We start from the raw sequence: 13,125 nt of genomic DNA, 5'->3' as shown, positions 1-13,125 counted from the left end.
GGGCCTCACTTGAAACGGATGGTCGGGTTGATCACCGCGTACATCACGTCGACGATCAGGTTGATGATGATGAATTCGAGCGAGAACAACAGCACCTCGGCCTGGATGATCGGATAGTCGCGCATCGACACCGCATCGATCAACAGGCGCCCGAGGCCCGGCCAATTGAACACCACTTCGACGACGATCGAGCCGCCCAGCAGAAAGCCGAACTGCAGGCCCATCATCGTAACGACGGGAATCAGCGCGTTGCGCAGGCAGTGCTTGATGATCACGAGCCGCTCGGGTACGCCCTTCGCGCGCGCGGTGCGCACGAAGTCCTCGTGCAGCACCTCGACGAACGAGGCCCGCGTGAAGCGCGCCATCACGGCCGCGACCGCCGCGCCGAGCGTCAGCGACGGCAGCACGTAGCTGCGCCACGAACCGTCGCCGACGATCGGCAGCCAGCCGAGCTGCACCGAGAAAATCTCCATCAGCAGCATGCCGAGCGCGAACGCCGGAAACGAAATACCCGACACCGCTAGCGTCATGCCCAGCCGATCCGGCCAGCGGTTGCGCCACACCGCCGAGGCGATGCCGATTGCCATGCCGATCACGACCGCCCACACCATGCTCGCGATCGTCAGCCACAGCGTCGGGAAGAAGCGTTCCGCGATCTCCTGGCTTACCGGCCGCTTGCTGCGCGTCGAAACACCGAAGTCGCCGTGCGCCATCCGCCAGAAGAAGCGGACGAACTGCTGCGGCATCGGCTTGTCGAGGCCGAGGTCGGCGCGCACCAGCGCGACGGTCGCTTCGTCCGCTTCGGGACCGGCGGCGAGCCGCGCCGGATCGCCCGGCAGCAGATGCACGAACAGGAACACCAGCACGGCGACGATGAAGAGCGTCGGCAGCAGGCCTAGCAGACGTTTGACGAGGAAGTTCAGCATGAAACCAGTCCGGCAAATGAGCGGCGAATGTGCGGCAAACGAGGCGGGCCACGACGAAACGTGTGCCGCCTCGTCCGCTCATCACTTGATCGCGATCTCGTCGAAGTTGAACGAGCCGTCCGGCGCGACGTAAGCGCCCGACAGACGCTTGCTACGCGCATACACGACCTTCTCCTTGACGAGGAAGATCCACGGCGCGTCGGCCCAGATGCGCTTTTGCGCGTCGGCGTACAGCGCGGCCTTCTGCGTGCGGTCGGTGGTTTCGAGCGCCTGCTTCAGATCGTTGTCCACCGCGTCGCTCTTGTAGTACGACGTATTGACCATCTTCGGCGGCATCGAGTAGCCTGCGAGCAGCGGGCTGATCGCCCAGTCCGCCTCGCCGGTCGACGACGACCAGCCCGCGTAGTACATGCGCACCGGCGCGGTCGCCGGGTCCTGCGCGCTTTCGACCTTGGCGACGCGCTGACCCGCTTCGAGTGCCTCGACGCTCGCCTTGATGCCGACCTGCGCGAGTTGCTGCTGCACGAACTGGATCACCTTCTGCGCGGTCGAGTAGTTATACGCGGACCACAGCGTCGTTTCGAAACCGTTCGGATAGCCCGCTTCCTTCAGCAGTGCGCGCGCTTTCGCCGGATCGTACGGCCAGGGCCCGAGCTTGACCGCATAGTCGACACCTTCCGGCACCACGCCGTCGGCCGGCGTCGCGTAACCGGCGAACGCTACCTTCGTCAGCGCTTCCTTGTTGACCGCGTAGTTCAGCGCTTCACGCACCTTCGGGTTGTCGAACGGCTTCTGGTTCATGTTCATGCTGATGTAGCGCTCGATGATCGACGGCGCTGCGATCAGGTCGACCTTCGGGCTCGACTGCAGTTGCGCGGCCTGCTCGAACGGCACCTGGAACGCGAAATCCGCTTCGCCGGTGCGCATCAGCGCGGCGCGCGTGTTGTTGTCGACGACCGGCTTCCAGTCGATCGCATCGATCTTCGGATAGCCCTTCTTCCAGTAGCCGTCGAACTTCTTCACGGTCAGGTCGCCGGCCGGGTCCCACTTCACGAGTTCGAAAGGACCGGTGCCGACCGGATGAAACGCTATGTCCTTGCCGTACTTCTTCAATGCGTCCGGCGAGATCATCACCGCCGACGGATGCGCGAGCACGTTGATGAACGCCGAGAACGGCGCCTTCAGCGTGATGCGCACCGTGTACGGATCGACCACTTCCGTCTTCTCGATGCGGCTGAACATGTTGTAGCGCTTCAGCTTGTTGGCCGGATCGGTCACGCGGTCGAAGTTGGCCTTCACGGCGGCCGCGTTGAAGTCGGTGCCGTCCTGGAACTTCACGCCATGGCGCAGCTTGATCGTATAGACGCGCGCGTCGGGGCTCGCCTCATAGCTGTCGGCGAGCACGTTGCCGAGCTTCATGTCCTTGTCGAAGCCGAACAGCCCTTGGTAAAACGACTTCGCGACTGCCTGCGACAGCGTGTCGTTCGCGTCGTACGGATCGAGCGACGTGAAGGTCGACGCGACGGCCATCACGGCCGTGGTTTCGGCGCGCGCCAGATTGCCCGCGAGCATCGCGAACACCACCGCGCCGCCGCTGACGAGCGCGCGCAAACGAAACGGAGAGGACGGGAACAGCAGGTTCATGAGATTGCTCCGGGCTGCGAGTTAAGGGTGTGACAGGGTCTTTATGGTTGGCTCGTGCTTCAGTTGGTTTGTGCCGCGGTTGCCGGTCCTGCGGTTTTGCTCCAGCTCTTTCTGCTTCAACGCGATGCGGCGCTTCGCTCAATACGCGCCGCCGATGCGATGCTGTGCGACGAAGTGATCCGGTCCCACCGCGACGAGCGGCGCGACCACCGGCTCGTCGTGCAGCGCGCGGATCGGGCTCGGAACATCGTCGGCGGCAAGCAGGCGTTTCGCGTGACGGCGCGCGGGATCGGCGACCGGCACCGCGCTCATCAGCTTCTTCGTGTACGGATGCTGCGGCGCCTCGAACACCGCGCGACGCGGACCGATCTCGACGATCTGGCCGAGATACATCACCGCGACGCGATGACTGACGCGCTCGACCACGGCCATGTCGTGCGAAATGAACAGATACGCAACGCCGAGTTCGCGCTGCAGATCGAGCATCAGATTGACGATCTGCGCCTGCACGGAGACGTCGAGCGCGGACACCGATTCGTCGGCGATCACGACTTTCGGATTCAGCGCGAGCGCGCGGGCAATCGCGATACGCTGACGCTGCCCGCCCGAAAACTCGTGCGGATAGCGACGCGCGGCTTCGGCCGGCAAGCCGACCTTCTCGAGCAGCCAGGCGACGCGCGCCTGCGCTTCGGCACCCTGCGCGACGCCGTGCACGAGCAGCGGCTCCATGATCGAGAAGCCAACGGTCAAGCGCGGATTCAACGACGCGAACGGGTCCTGGAAAATAAACTGGATATCGCGGCGCAGCGCCTGCAACGCGGGCCCGCTCAGGGAGCTGATTTCCTTGCCAGCGAATTCGATCGAGCCGCTCTGACTTTCGACGAGCCGCAGTAGCGACCGGCCCGTGGTCGACTTGCCGCAGCCCGACTCGCCGACCAGCGCGAGCGTCTCGCCGGGCCGCAAATCGAAGCTGACTTTTTCGACCGCATGCACGCGGCCCGTCATGCGGCCGAACAGGCCGCTGCGAACCGGAAAGCGCGTGACCAGATCGCGCACGCGCAGAATCGGCGGCGTGTCGTCGCGCACCGGCGGCTGCGCTTCTTCGGCGACGGCGGCGGCTGGCTGCACCGCGGCATCGGCGCCGTTCGCGCCGGCCTGCTCGACGGTCAGGATCGGGAAGCGCGCGGGCTGATCGGTGCCGTGCATCGAGCCGAGCCGAGGCACCGCCGCGAGCAGCGCCTTCGTGTACGGATGCGACGGCGCGGCGAACAGCGCGTCCGATGCGCCCTCCTCCACCTTCTCGCCGCGATACATCACGAGGACCCGGTCGGCCACTTCGGCGACCACGCCCATGTCGTGCGTGATGAAGATCACTCCCATGTTCATCTCGTCCTGCAAGCCGCGGATCAGTTGCAGGATCTGCGCCTGGATCGTCACGTCGAGGGCGGTGGTCGGCTCGTCGGCGATCAAGAGCGCGGGCTTGCACGACAATGCCATTGCGATCATCACGCGCTGGCGCATGCCGCCCGACAGCTGATGCGGATAGCGCGCGGCGACGCGCCTCGCCTCCGGAATCCGCACGAGTTCGAGCAGACGCAAGGTTTCGGCGCGCGCGGCCTCGCGGCTCTTGCCCTGGTGCAGCGCGATCGCCTCGCTGATCTGGTCGCCGACCGTGAAGACCGGATTGAGCGAGGTCATCGGCTCCTGGAAGATCATCGCGATATCGGCGCCGCGCACCGTGCGCATCGTGCCGGACGACGTCTTCGCGAGATCGAGCACACCGCCGTCGCGCCGCCGGAACGCGATGCTGCCGCCGGCAAGTCGTCCGCCGCCGTGCTCGATCAGCCGCATCAGCGCCAGCGACGTGACCGACTTCCCGGAGCCTGATTCGCCGACGATCGCGAGCGTCTCGCCGCGCTCGACCGTAAAGGACAGATTGCGGACCGCGTTGAACATTGAGTCGCCGCGGCGGAACGCGACCGTCAGATCCTCAACCGCGAGCACGCGCTGCGGCGGCAGGGTTTCGATGAGCGGGCTGGCGGTATGCGAGGAAGTCGGCACGGTGATTCCTTTGCTTTGAATTCGAACGCGGTTAGCGATAGATCGCCGTCACCGGCGCTTCGCCCAACCGCGCGAAACCGCGGTACATGCCTTCGGTGTTGAACGGCAGCGTGACGTTGCCATGCACGTCGACGGCGACGAGTCCGCCGCGTCCGTCGATCTTCGGCAAGCGGTTCATCACGACGTCGTGCGCGGCCTGTTCGAGCGACACCTGGCGATAGGCCATCTGCGCGGCGACGTCGTAGGCGGCGACCATGCGCATGAACATTTCGCCGGAGCCGGTGGTCGATACCGCGCAGGTCGCGTCGTCGGCGTAGCAGCCGGCGCCGATCAGCGGCGTGTCGCCGACACGGCCCACCTGCTTGTTGGTCACGCCGCCGGTCGAGGTCGCGGCGGCGAGATGCCCGCGACGGTCGAGCGCGACCGCGCCGACGGTGCCGAACTTGCGGTTGGGATCGATCGGCTCGTGCGGCATCGGGTCGCCGTTGCCCGAAGCCGCGGACGCGAGCGTCGCGGCGTCGTGATCGAGCATCGGACGCTGCTGCTCGCGCGCGAGCTGCCATTGGCGATAGCGCGCGTCGGTATCGAAGTGGCTGTTATCGACGAAGTCGAGCCCCTGCGCGGCCGCGAACGCTTCCGCGCCTTCACCGGTGAACAGCACGTGGTCGCTGCGCTCGAGCACGCGGCGCGCGGCGAGAATCGGATTGCGCACGCGCTTCACGCAGCAGATCGCGCCCGCGTCGAGCGTGCGGCCGTCCATGATCGCGGCGTCGAGCTCGTGCGTGCCGGCCGCCGTGTAGACCGCCCCGTGACCCGCGTTGAAGAGCGCGCAGTCTTCAAGCAGCCGCACCGCTTCACTGACCGCGTCGAGCGCGCTTCCGCCGTCGGCGAGCACGCGCTGGCCGGCGCTCAGCACCGCGTTGAGCGCCGCGTGATATTCGGTTTCGGCGCTAGCCGACATCGACGTGCGCAGGATCGTCCCTGCCCCGCCGTGAATGGCAATGACTGCGTTGGAGTTCATCGTTTGGATTGTGGAGTGCGGTTGGTTCGGGGAGTGCGGACCGCCGGGATGGCTTTCGCTTCGGCATCCGTTGCTTCGATGCCCTTGGCCTCGCTGTCGTCGGCCTTTGCGCGCGCGGCTTTGCTCGCGGCGCGCGCCGGTTCCTGCGCGGCGCCGGCCGCGCCGGACTGCGGATCGACCAGCCACGGCAGCACGAACTCGCTGACCTCGGCGGCCGCCTTGACCGAGCGTTGCGCACGATACGCGACCGCGTCGCACAACGCCTCGATGACCGCGAGCACGGCCGAATCGGCATTCGACGCGAGACGCCGGTCGGTGCGGACATACAGCGCCAGGTCCGCGAACCGCACGAGCGGCGAGCGCGGACCGTCGGTGAGCGCAAGCACGCGCGCACCGCGTTCGGACGCGCGGCGCGCAAGCTCGATCGTGTCTTCGACATAGCGCGGAAACGCGATGCCGATCACGAGATCGCCCGCACCGGAACGCACGAGGTGCCGCGCCGCATGCGACGGCCCGCCGCTCAGCGCAAGCGAATGCACGTTGTCGTGATAGGGCAGCAGCCCGTGCTCCATCAGGCTTGCCAGCAACGCGCTGGCGCCGAAGCCGATCACGAATACGCGGCGCGCGGCGATGATCGCATCGACGGCGGCATCGGCGGTCGCGCGATCGATCGAGGTACGCGTTGCGTGCAGATTGTTGGCGGCCTGCTCGAGCGACGCGTCGATCAGGTCGTCACCGGCCGCGAGCGTTTCCTGTGCGCTGCGCAACCGCTCGACCGGCGCGAGCGTCGCCTCGAAGCCACGCACGAGCGCCTCGCGAAACTGCGGATAACCGTCGAAGCCGAGCGCGCGCGCAAAACGATTCGCGCTCGCCACCGACGCGCCGACCACGCTCGCGAGTTCGTCGATACGCATCGTCGCCGCGCGGAACAGATTGGCGAGCACGTACTCGCCCATGCGCTGGTGGATCGGCGTGAGCGTCGGCATCGCGGCGGTGATACGCGCGGCAATGGCCTGCTCGGCGGGGTTCGACACAGCGGACGGGTGATGGATCATGCGTGCGGACAGGCGCGGTTGGGCTAGGTGGACTCGATGAAAACATATTTACATGAACCCGGCGCCGAAAAAAATTCATTTTCATACTTCGAGGGTTTTCACCGACCAAAGCCCTTCGGACAACCGTCTCCAGCATCCCCGATAAGCTGCGCCCCGATGAAAATGATTTTTCATCGGGGCGCCTGGAAGGCTTCAGCGCGCGCTTGGCGCCGCGCTCAGCACGCCGCCGCGCTCTGCTCGGGAATGTCCGTCAGCCGCGCCACCGGCGACATCACGATGATCAACGCCTGCACGAGAAACGCAAACGCCGCCGCAACCAGACACACGTCGATGCTCCAGCGCGCGCTGAGCGCAGCGCCCAGCAGCGCGCCCACCGGCCGCGCGCCATAGGTCGCCGTGCCGATCAGCGCGGACACGCGGCCGATCATTCGTTCGGGCGTGATCGCCTGACGCAGCGTGGTCGAGGCGACGACCCACAGAATCGGTCCCACGCCGAGCAGGAAGAAACTCGCGAGAGCGAGCCAAAAGGATGGCGCGACGAGCGTCGCGACCATCGCGAGCGACGCGAGCAGCCCGCACGACGGCCCGATGATCAGCAGACGGCCGAACGCCACACGCCGCGCGACCGCGGGCGCCGCGAGCGCACCGCACACCATGCCGACGCCGTACGCGCCGAGCGTCACGCCGACCGCCGACGCGTCGAGCCCGAGCCGATGCACCGCGTACGGCACATAAACCGCCTGCAGGATGAAGAAGCCGAGGTTGAAGAACACGGCGGTCAGCAGGATCGGCAGCAGCAGTGGATCACGGAGCACGAAGCGGGTGCCGTCGCGCAGCTCCAGCATGAAGTGCCGCCGCGGCGCGGCCGCGCGCGGCGGCTCGCACAATCCCGCCAGCAACGCGACCGCGAGCGCCGACAATCCCGCCGCGGCGCCATACGCCCAGCCCGCGCCGATCCAGCCGACCAGCACGCCGCCGAGTGCCGGCCCCGCCGAATACGCGACGCTGCGCGCGAGTTCGAGCCGGCCGTTCGCGCTCGCATAGGCTTCGCGCGGCACGATCGACGGCACCAGCGAAGGCGCCGCGACGTTGTAGGCAACCGTGCCCGTCGCCGCGACGAAGCCGAGCGCGGCGAGCAGCGGCAGGTTCAGCGCATGCGTGAGCACCAGCAGCAGCACGCACAGCATCGCGCAGACCCGCACGCTCTCGGCGAGCGTCATCAGCACGCGGCGCGAGCGGCGGTCGGCCCAGACGCCGAGTGGCATCGACAGCAACAGGAAGGGCAGCGTCTGCGCGGTTTGCAGCAGACCGGTATCGCGCGCGTTCGCGCCGAGCGCGAACACCGCGACGAGCGGCGCGGCGGCGAGGCTGATCTGTTCGGCCGATTGCGCGCACAGGTTCGACCAGGCGAGGCGCTGGAAGGCGCGGGGCAGCCGTTGCGCGTTGGACGGCGAAGACGACGAAGACGTGGTGGCGGACATCGATGCACTCCCGAGATGTGACGTGAGGCATTCATCGTCGGCGTTTGGGGCCTGCGGGGCGCTCCGGTTCTTGCGGTGTTATTCTTCGCTCGCCATGAATCTCGAAAGCATCCTCTTTACTCAAGGTTTCGGTTCACGCCGCCAGTGCCGCGCGCTGATCGGCGACGGCCGCGTCGGCATCGGCGGTGCTGTCTGCACCGATGCCGACGCCGATTTCGCCGTTGATAGCGGCGCGTTGCGCTTTAGCGTCGACGGCGTCGAGTGGCCGTATCGCGAGCACGCGTATCTGCTGCTGAACAAGCCGGTCGGCTACGAATGCTCGCGCGATCCGCAGCATCATCTGAGCGTGTTCAGCCTGCTGCCGCCGCAGTTCGCCGAGCGCGGCGTGCAGTGCGTCGGCCGCCTCGATCAGGACACCACGGGCCTGCTGCTGCTCTCCGACGACGGCAAGTTCGTGCATCAGTTCACGTCGCCGAAACGCAAGGTGCCGAAGCTCTACGTCGCGACCACGCGCCATCCGCTCGATGACGCACAGCTCGCCGCGCTGCGCGACGGCGTACTGCTGCACGGCGAGACCAAACCGAGCGCCGCGCTCGACGCACAGGCGCGCGACACCCACACGCTCGCGCTCACCGTGCTCGAAGGCAAATACCACCAGGTCAAGCGGATGATCGCGGCCTCGGGCAACCGCTGCGAGGCGCTGCATCGCGAGCGGATCGGCGGCCTCGCGCTGCCCGCGACGCTCGCGCCAGGCGCATGGCAATGGCTCGACGAAGCGGGCCTCGCCGCGCTGCGGGCCGGGTAAACGACTAGCGCGCGGTGAGCGCCACCTAAGCCCTTGATGCGCCGAAGAAAGCCCGCGCGCATTGCGGTGCACCGCACATAGGCCGCTGCGTTGCAGCATGCCGTTGCTTACATGTCGCCCTATACTCGTCTAAACAAACGACTACAAAGGTTTCAAGGAGGGGCGCCATGCATATCGACGGCACGATGGCGTTTTCGCGCGCGATGATCGCGTTTATCTGCTTCGCGCTGCTGCTGGTCGGTGGATTGCTGGTCATCATGCGGCGGCGGCACCAGTACCATCCGAACCTGATCGGCGCGTTGATCGGCGGCATGCTGTGCTTCTTGTTGCTGGAAGTGCTGCCGACGCTGACCTGATGCCGGTTGGACCGCGGCTCGTTTTGCACGGTGCATTGATGCGGTGCGGCGCAGGTGCTATTTCTGCGGGGCCAAGTGGCCTCGCGAGGCGGCATTTTGTTTCTGTTGTTAATCTAGCCGCCCTTCCCCTTCGCTTCGCGCAAGAAATCGTCGACGCTCGGATAGCGCAGACGTACCCGTAATTCCTCCTTCAGACGCCGATTCACAAGGCGGCGCGACTCGCGCATGAACGACAGCAGCATCGGATCGATCTGCCGCTCCGCCTGCTCGCGCGTGATGCGCGGCGCTCGCGCGAGCCCGAACGCATCGGCGACCGCGTCGAAATACTCTCCCATCTTCAGCGACGAATCGTCGGACGCGTGCAGCGCACGCGCGGGCCGGCCATGCGTGGCGAGACGCACCAGAATGGCGGCGAGGTCGTCGGCGTGGATGTGATTCGTGTAGACGTCGTCGGCATCGACGAGCGCTGGCGTGCCTTTTTCGAGCCGCGCGAGCGGCAGGCGGTTGGCCGCATAGATGCCCGGAATCCGCGCGATGCTCACGGCGACGCTGCCGTGCGCGGTCGCGCGCCGCAACTGCCGCTCGGCCGACACGCGACGTTTGGCGCGCGCATTCGCGGGCCGCGTCGCGCGCGTTTCGTCGATCCACGCGCCGCCGCAATCGCCGTAGACGCCCGTCGTGCTTGCGTAAACGATGCGCACCGGTGCCCGCCAAGCGCCGGTCTGGCACACCCCGTCGGGTACAATAGCGGGTGTTTCAGCGTCCAGACCTGAAGCGCGCGCGCGGCGCAGCCGCGCGATCGGCGCGACCAACGGCCTCGCCGCGCTAGCGTTCATGCGGCCCGCTGCACCTAGCGTCGCAAGCAGCGCGCGAGTGCGCCGGTCGTCGTCGCCGGACTTCTGCGGTGGCGCGAGATGCAGCACCGTCGGCGCGAGGCGCGCGAGCCGTTTGAGGCTGCGGCGCGCGTCGAGATCGCCGACGAGCGGCGTCACACCGGCGGCGCGCAACTCGTCGCAGCGCGCGGCGTGGCTGGTCAATGCGAAGACATGCGCGCGCGGCTGCAACAGAGGCACGCAGCGCATGCCGACGTCGCCGCATCCTACGATCAGCACGCGCGGCCGGCGGAAATTTCGTGTCGCTTTCATGGTGGGCGCATTGTAGCGGTCACACGCAGCAGGTACCGCGCGGTTGATCCGGCGGGTCCGATTTCGATTCCGTTTTTTCGATTCCGAACACTTTATGGCATTTAACGTCACGCTCCGGCAAACCGGCCGGCAGTTTCAGGTAGAACAGGACGAACCGGTGCTCTCCGCAGCCCTGCGGCAAGGCATCGGCCTGCCGTACGGCTGCAAGAACGGCGCGTGCGGTTCGTGCAAGGGCACGGTCGTGAGCGGCGAGGTCGAACAGCGCGCGCACTCGTCGTCGGCGCTGTCGAACGACGAAAAGACCCGCGGCATGGCGCTCCTGTGCTGCGCGACCGCGTGCTCCGATCTCGAAGTCGACATCCGCGAAGTGGCCGGCGTCGGCGACGTGCAGGTCAAGAAGCTGCCGTGTCGCGTGAACGCGATCGAGCGCAAGGCCGACGACGTGATCGTCGTGAAGCTGCAACTGCCCGCGAACGAGCGCCTGCAATATCTGGCCGGCCAGTACCTCGAATTCATCCTGAAGGACGGCAAGCGCCGCAGCTATTCGATGGCGAATGCGCCGCACGTCGAAGGCCCGATCGAGCTGCACATCCGCCATATGCCCGGCGGTGCGTTCACCGATCACGTGTTCAGCACGATGAAGGAGCGCGACATTCTGCGCTTCGAAGCGCCGCTCGGCACGTTCTTCCTGCGCGAAGATTCGGACAAGCCGATCGTGCTGCTCGCATCGGGCACCGGCTTCGCGCCTCTGAAGGCGATCGTCGAGCATGCGGTGTTCAAGAACATCACGCGCCCCATGACGCTCTACTGGGGCGCGCGCCGCAAGAAAGACCTGTATCTGCTCGAACTCGCCGAACAATGGGCGCGCGAGATTCCGAACTTCAAGTTCGTGCCGGTGCTCTCCGAGCCCGATGCGGGCGACGCATGGACGGGCCGCACGGGCTTCGTGCATCGCGCGGTGATCGAGGATGTGCCCGATCTGTCGGCCTACCAGGTGTACGCATGCGGCGCGCCGGTGATGGTCGAATCGGCGCTGCGCGACTTCACGCAGCATCACCAGCTGCCGGAAGACGAGTTCTACGCGGACTCGTTCACGAGCGCGGCCGATCTCGTGAACGCGGTCTGATTGCACGCCGGCAATTTCGCCCCGATGCAGCACCAGTGCAAATTCATGGTTTACACCGGTGCTTTTCTTATCGTATTCTTTCGCGCATGAACCGCATCCAGTCCGAACTCCGGCGTCGCCGCTCGCCGCTCCCCTAGGGACGCCGCTGGCTTCGTCACGGACTCGCGCCACACACAAACCTGGGCGCAAGCTGTTCGAATCATGAAAGCCACGGCATGCCGTGGCTTTTCTGTTTTTCCGGCCGCCGTTTTTATTGGCCAAACCGTCACCGTTTCTTCACCCTGCTCTTACCCTTTGCCCGGAGCCTGCCGACATGAATTTCAATGAGTATCCAATCGATTCGCTGATGTACATCACGAACCGGCCCGAAATCGTTTTCACGCACGGCAAAGGCTCGTGGATTTACGACAACAACGGCAAGCGCTACCTGGATTTCATTCAGGGCTGGGCAGTCAACAGCCTCGGCCACTGCAACGACGGCATGATCGAAGCGCTGAACAGCCAGGCCAAGCTGCTGATCAACCCGTCGCCGGCGTTCTACAACGAGCCGATGGCGAAGCTCGCGGGTCTGCTCACCCAGCACAGCTGCTTCGACAAGGTGTTCTTCGCGAACAGCGGCGCCGAGGCGAACGAAGGCGCGATCAAGCTCGCGCGCAAGTGGGGCAGGAAGTTCAAGGACGGCGCGTTCGAGATCATCACGTTCGACCACAGCTTCCACGGCCGCACGCTCGCGACGATGTCGGCCAGCGGCAAGCCGGGCTGGGACACGATCTATGCACCGCAGGTGCCGGGCTTCCCGAAGGCGGACCTGAACGACATCGCGTCAGTGGAAAAGCTGATCAACGCGAAGACCGTCGCGGTGATGCTCGAGCCGATCCAGGGCGAAGGCGGCGTGATCCCAGCAACCCGCGAATTCATGCAGCAACTGCGCGAGCTGACGAAAAAGCACAACATTCTGCTGATCGTCGATGAAGTGCAAAGCGGCTGCGGTCGCGCCGGCACGCTGTTCGCGTATCAGCTGTCGGGCATCGAGCCGGACATCATGACGCTCGGCAAGGGCATCGGCGGCGGCGTGCCGCTCGCGGCGCTGCTGTCAAAGGCGGAAATCGCCGTGTTCGAAGCGGGCGACCAGGGTGGCACCTACAACGGCAATCCGCTGATGACGGCGGTCGGCTACTCGGTGATCTCGCAGCTGACGGCGCCGGGCTTCCTCGAAGGCGTGCGCTCGCGCGGCGAATATCTGCGCACGAAGCTGCTCGAGCTGTCCGAGGAACGCGGCTTCAAGGGCGAGCGCGGCGAGGGTCTGCTGCGCGCGCTGCTGCTCGGCAAGGACATCGGCAACCAGATCGTCGAGAAGGCGCGCGAAATGCAGCCCGACGGCGTGCTGCTGAACGCCGCGCGTCCGAACCTGCTGCGCTTCATGCCGGCGCTGAACGTGACGACCGAAGAGATCGACCAGATGCTGGCGATGCTGCGCTCGGTTCTCGACTCGCTGTAATCAGCCA

11 protein-coding genes are annotated in these 13,125 nt (G+C 66.2%); 4 read left to right on the top strand and 7 right to left on the bottom strand.

Annotation, left to right across the window (positions count from 1 at the left end):
• Window positions 1-5: 5 nt before the first annotated feature.
• The 6 genes from gsiC to AB3X96_RS28550 all read right to left on the bottom strand — a co-directional run bounded on the left by gsiC (window position 6) and on the right by AB3X96_RS28550 (window position 8,188).
• On the bottom strand, window positions 6-926 hold the full coding sequence (gene gsiC, locus AB3X96_RS28575; RefSeq protein WP_176381186.1) for a glutathione ABC transporter permease GsiC: 921 nt from the start codon (window positions 924-926) through the stop codon (window positions 6-8).
• 81 nt (window positions 927-1,007) lie between these two features.
• The gene (gene gsiB / locus AB3X96_RS28570; protein ID WP_368592355.1) at window positions 1,008-2,570 is read right to left on the bottom strand and encodes a glutathione ABC transporter substrate-binding protein GsiB; all 1,563 of its coding nucleotides are present in this window, start codon (window positions 2,568-2,570) and stop codon (window positions 1,008-1,010) included.
• Window positions 2,571-2,708: 138 nt separating this feature from the next.
• Window positions 2,709-4,631, bottom strand: a complete 1,923-nt coding sequence (locus AB3X96_RS28565; protein ID WP_368592354.1) for a dipeptide ABC transporter ATP-binding protein — start codon at window positions 4,629-4,631, stop codon at window positions 2,709-2,711.
• A gap of 31 nt (window positions 4,632-4,662) precedes the next feature.
• Window positions 4,663-5,652: an isoaspartyl peptidase/L-asparaginase family protein gene (locus tag AB3X96_RS28560; RefSeq protein WP_368592353.1), complete on the bottom strand. Its 990-nt coding sequence runs from the start codon at window positions 5,650-5,652 to the stop codon at window positions 4,663-4,665.
• Complete coding sequence (locus AB3X96_RS28555) at window positions 5,649-6,707, bottom strand: MurR/RpiR family transcriptional regulator (RefSeq protein ID WP_368592352.1); 1,059 nt, start codon at window positions 6,705-6,707, stop codon at window positions 5,649-5,651. The genes AB3X96_RS28560 and AB3X96_RS28555 overlap by 4 nt, the downstream gene beginning before the upstream one ends.
• Window positions 6,708-6,922: 215 nt before the next feature.
• On the bottom strand, window positions 6,923-8,188 hold the full coding sequence (locus tag AB3X96_RS28550) for an MFS transporter (RefSeq protein WP_368592351.1): 1,266 nt from the start codon (window positions 8,186-8,188) through the stop codon (window positions 6,923-6,925).
• Between the two features lie 94 nt (window positions 8,189-8,282).
• Here AB3X96_RS28550 and AB3X96_RS28545 point away from each other — a divergent pair, with 94 nt between their 5' ends.
• Window positions 8,283-8,993, top strand: coding sequence for a pseudouridine synthase (locus tag AB3X96_RS28545; RefSeq protein WP_368592350.1), 711 nt, complete (start codon window positions 8,283-8,285; stop codon window positions 8,991-8,993).
• Between the two features lie 167 nt (window positions 8,994-9,160).
• A complete protein-coding gene (locus AB3X96_RS28540; protein ID WP_176381179.1) occupies window positions 9,161-9,349 on the top strand; it encodes a hypothetical protein in 189 nt (62 codons plus the stop codon).
• Window positions 9,350-9,462: 113 nt separating this feature from the next.
• Here AB3X96_RS28540 and AB3X96_RS28535 read toward each other — a convergent pair whose 3' ends face one another.
• Window positions 9,463-10,494, bottom strand: coding sequence for an NAD-dependent epimerase/dehydratase family protein (locus AB3X96_RS28535; RefSeq protein WP_368592349.1), 1,032 nt, complete (start codon window positions 10,492-10,494; stop codon window positions 9,463-9,465).
• A gap of 94 nt (window positions 10,495-10,588) precedes the next feature.
• Here AB3X96_RS28535 and AB3X96_RS28530 point away from each other — a divergent pair, with 94 nt between their 5' ends.
• Together AB3X96_RS28530 and AB3X96_RS28525 are read left to right on the top strand one after the other, a co-directional pair.
• Complete coding sequence (locus AB3X96_RS28530) at window positions 10,589-11,620, top strand: CDP-6-deoxy-delta-3,4-glucoseen reductase (protein ID WP_368592348.1); 1,032 nt, start codon at window positions 10,589-10,591, stop codon at window positions 11,618-11,620.
• A gap of 313 nt (window positions 11,621-11,933) precedes the next feature.
• Entirely contained in the window at window positions 11,934-13,118 is a 1,185-nt protein-coding gene (locus AB3X96_RS28525; protein WP_368592347.1) for an acetylornithine transaminase, read from the top strand.
• Window positions 13,119-13,125: the final 7 nt, after the last annotated feature.

It is taken from the genome of Paraburkholderia sp. BR13439 (assembly GCF_040948805.1).
GTDB classification, from domain to species: domain Bacteria; phylum Pseudomonadota; class Gammaproteobacteria; order Burkholderiales; family Burkholderiaceae; genus Paraburkholderia; species Paraburkholderia youngii.
This window is presented reverse-complemented; position numbering and strand designations above follow the sequence as displayed.

Excerpts from the sequence above, each read along its gene's own strand:
- AB3X96_RS28550 (WP_368592351.1), bottom strand. The coding sequence starts at position 8,188 with ATGTCCGCCACCACGTCTTCGTCGTCTTCGCCGTCCAACGCGCAACGG.
- AB3X96_RS28540 (WP_176381179.1), top strand. The coding sequence starts at position 9,161 with ATGCATATCGACGGCACGATGGCGTTTTCGCGCGCGATGATCGCGTTT.
- gsiB (WP_368592355.1), bottom strand. The coding sequence starts at position 2,570 with ATGAACCTGCTGTTCCCGTCCTCTCCGTTTCGTTTGCGCGCGCTCGTC.
- AB3X96_RS28530 (WP_368592348.1), top strand. The coding sequence starts at position 10,589 with ATGGCATTTAACGTCACGCTCCGGCAAACCGGCCGGCAGTTTCAGGTA.
- AB3X96_RS28560 (WP_368592353.1), bottom strand. The coding sequence starts at position 5,652 with ATGAACTCCAACGCAGTCATTGCCATTCACGGCGGGGCAGGGACGATC.
- AB3X96_RS28555 (WP_368592352.1), bottom strand. The coding sequence starts at position 6,707 with ATGATCCATCACCCGTCCGCTGTGTCGAACCCCGCCGAGCAGGCCATT.
- AB3X96_RS28535 (WP_368592349.1), bottom strand. The coding sequence starts at position 10,494 with ATGAAAGCGACACGAAATTTCCGCCGGCCGCGCGTGCTGATCGTAGGA.
- AB3X96_RS28545 (WP_368592350.1), top strand. The coding sequence starts at position 8,283 with ATGAATCTCGAAAGCATCCTCTTTACTCAAGGTTTCGGTTCACGCCGC.
- gsiC (WP_176381186.1), bottom strand. The coding sequence starts at position 926 with ATGCTGAACTTCCTCGTCAAACGTCTGCTAGGCCTGCTGCCGACGCTC.
- AB3X96_RS28525 (WP_368592347.1), top strand. The coding sequence starts at position 11,934 with ATGAATTTCAATGAGTATCCAATCGATTCGCTGATGTACATCACGAAC.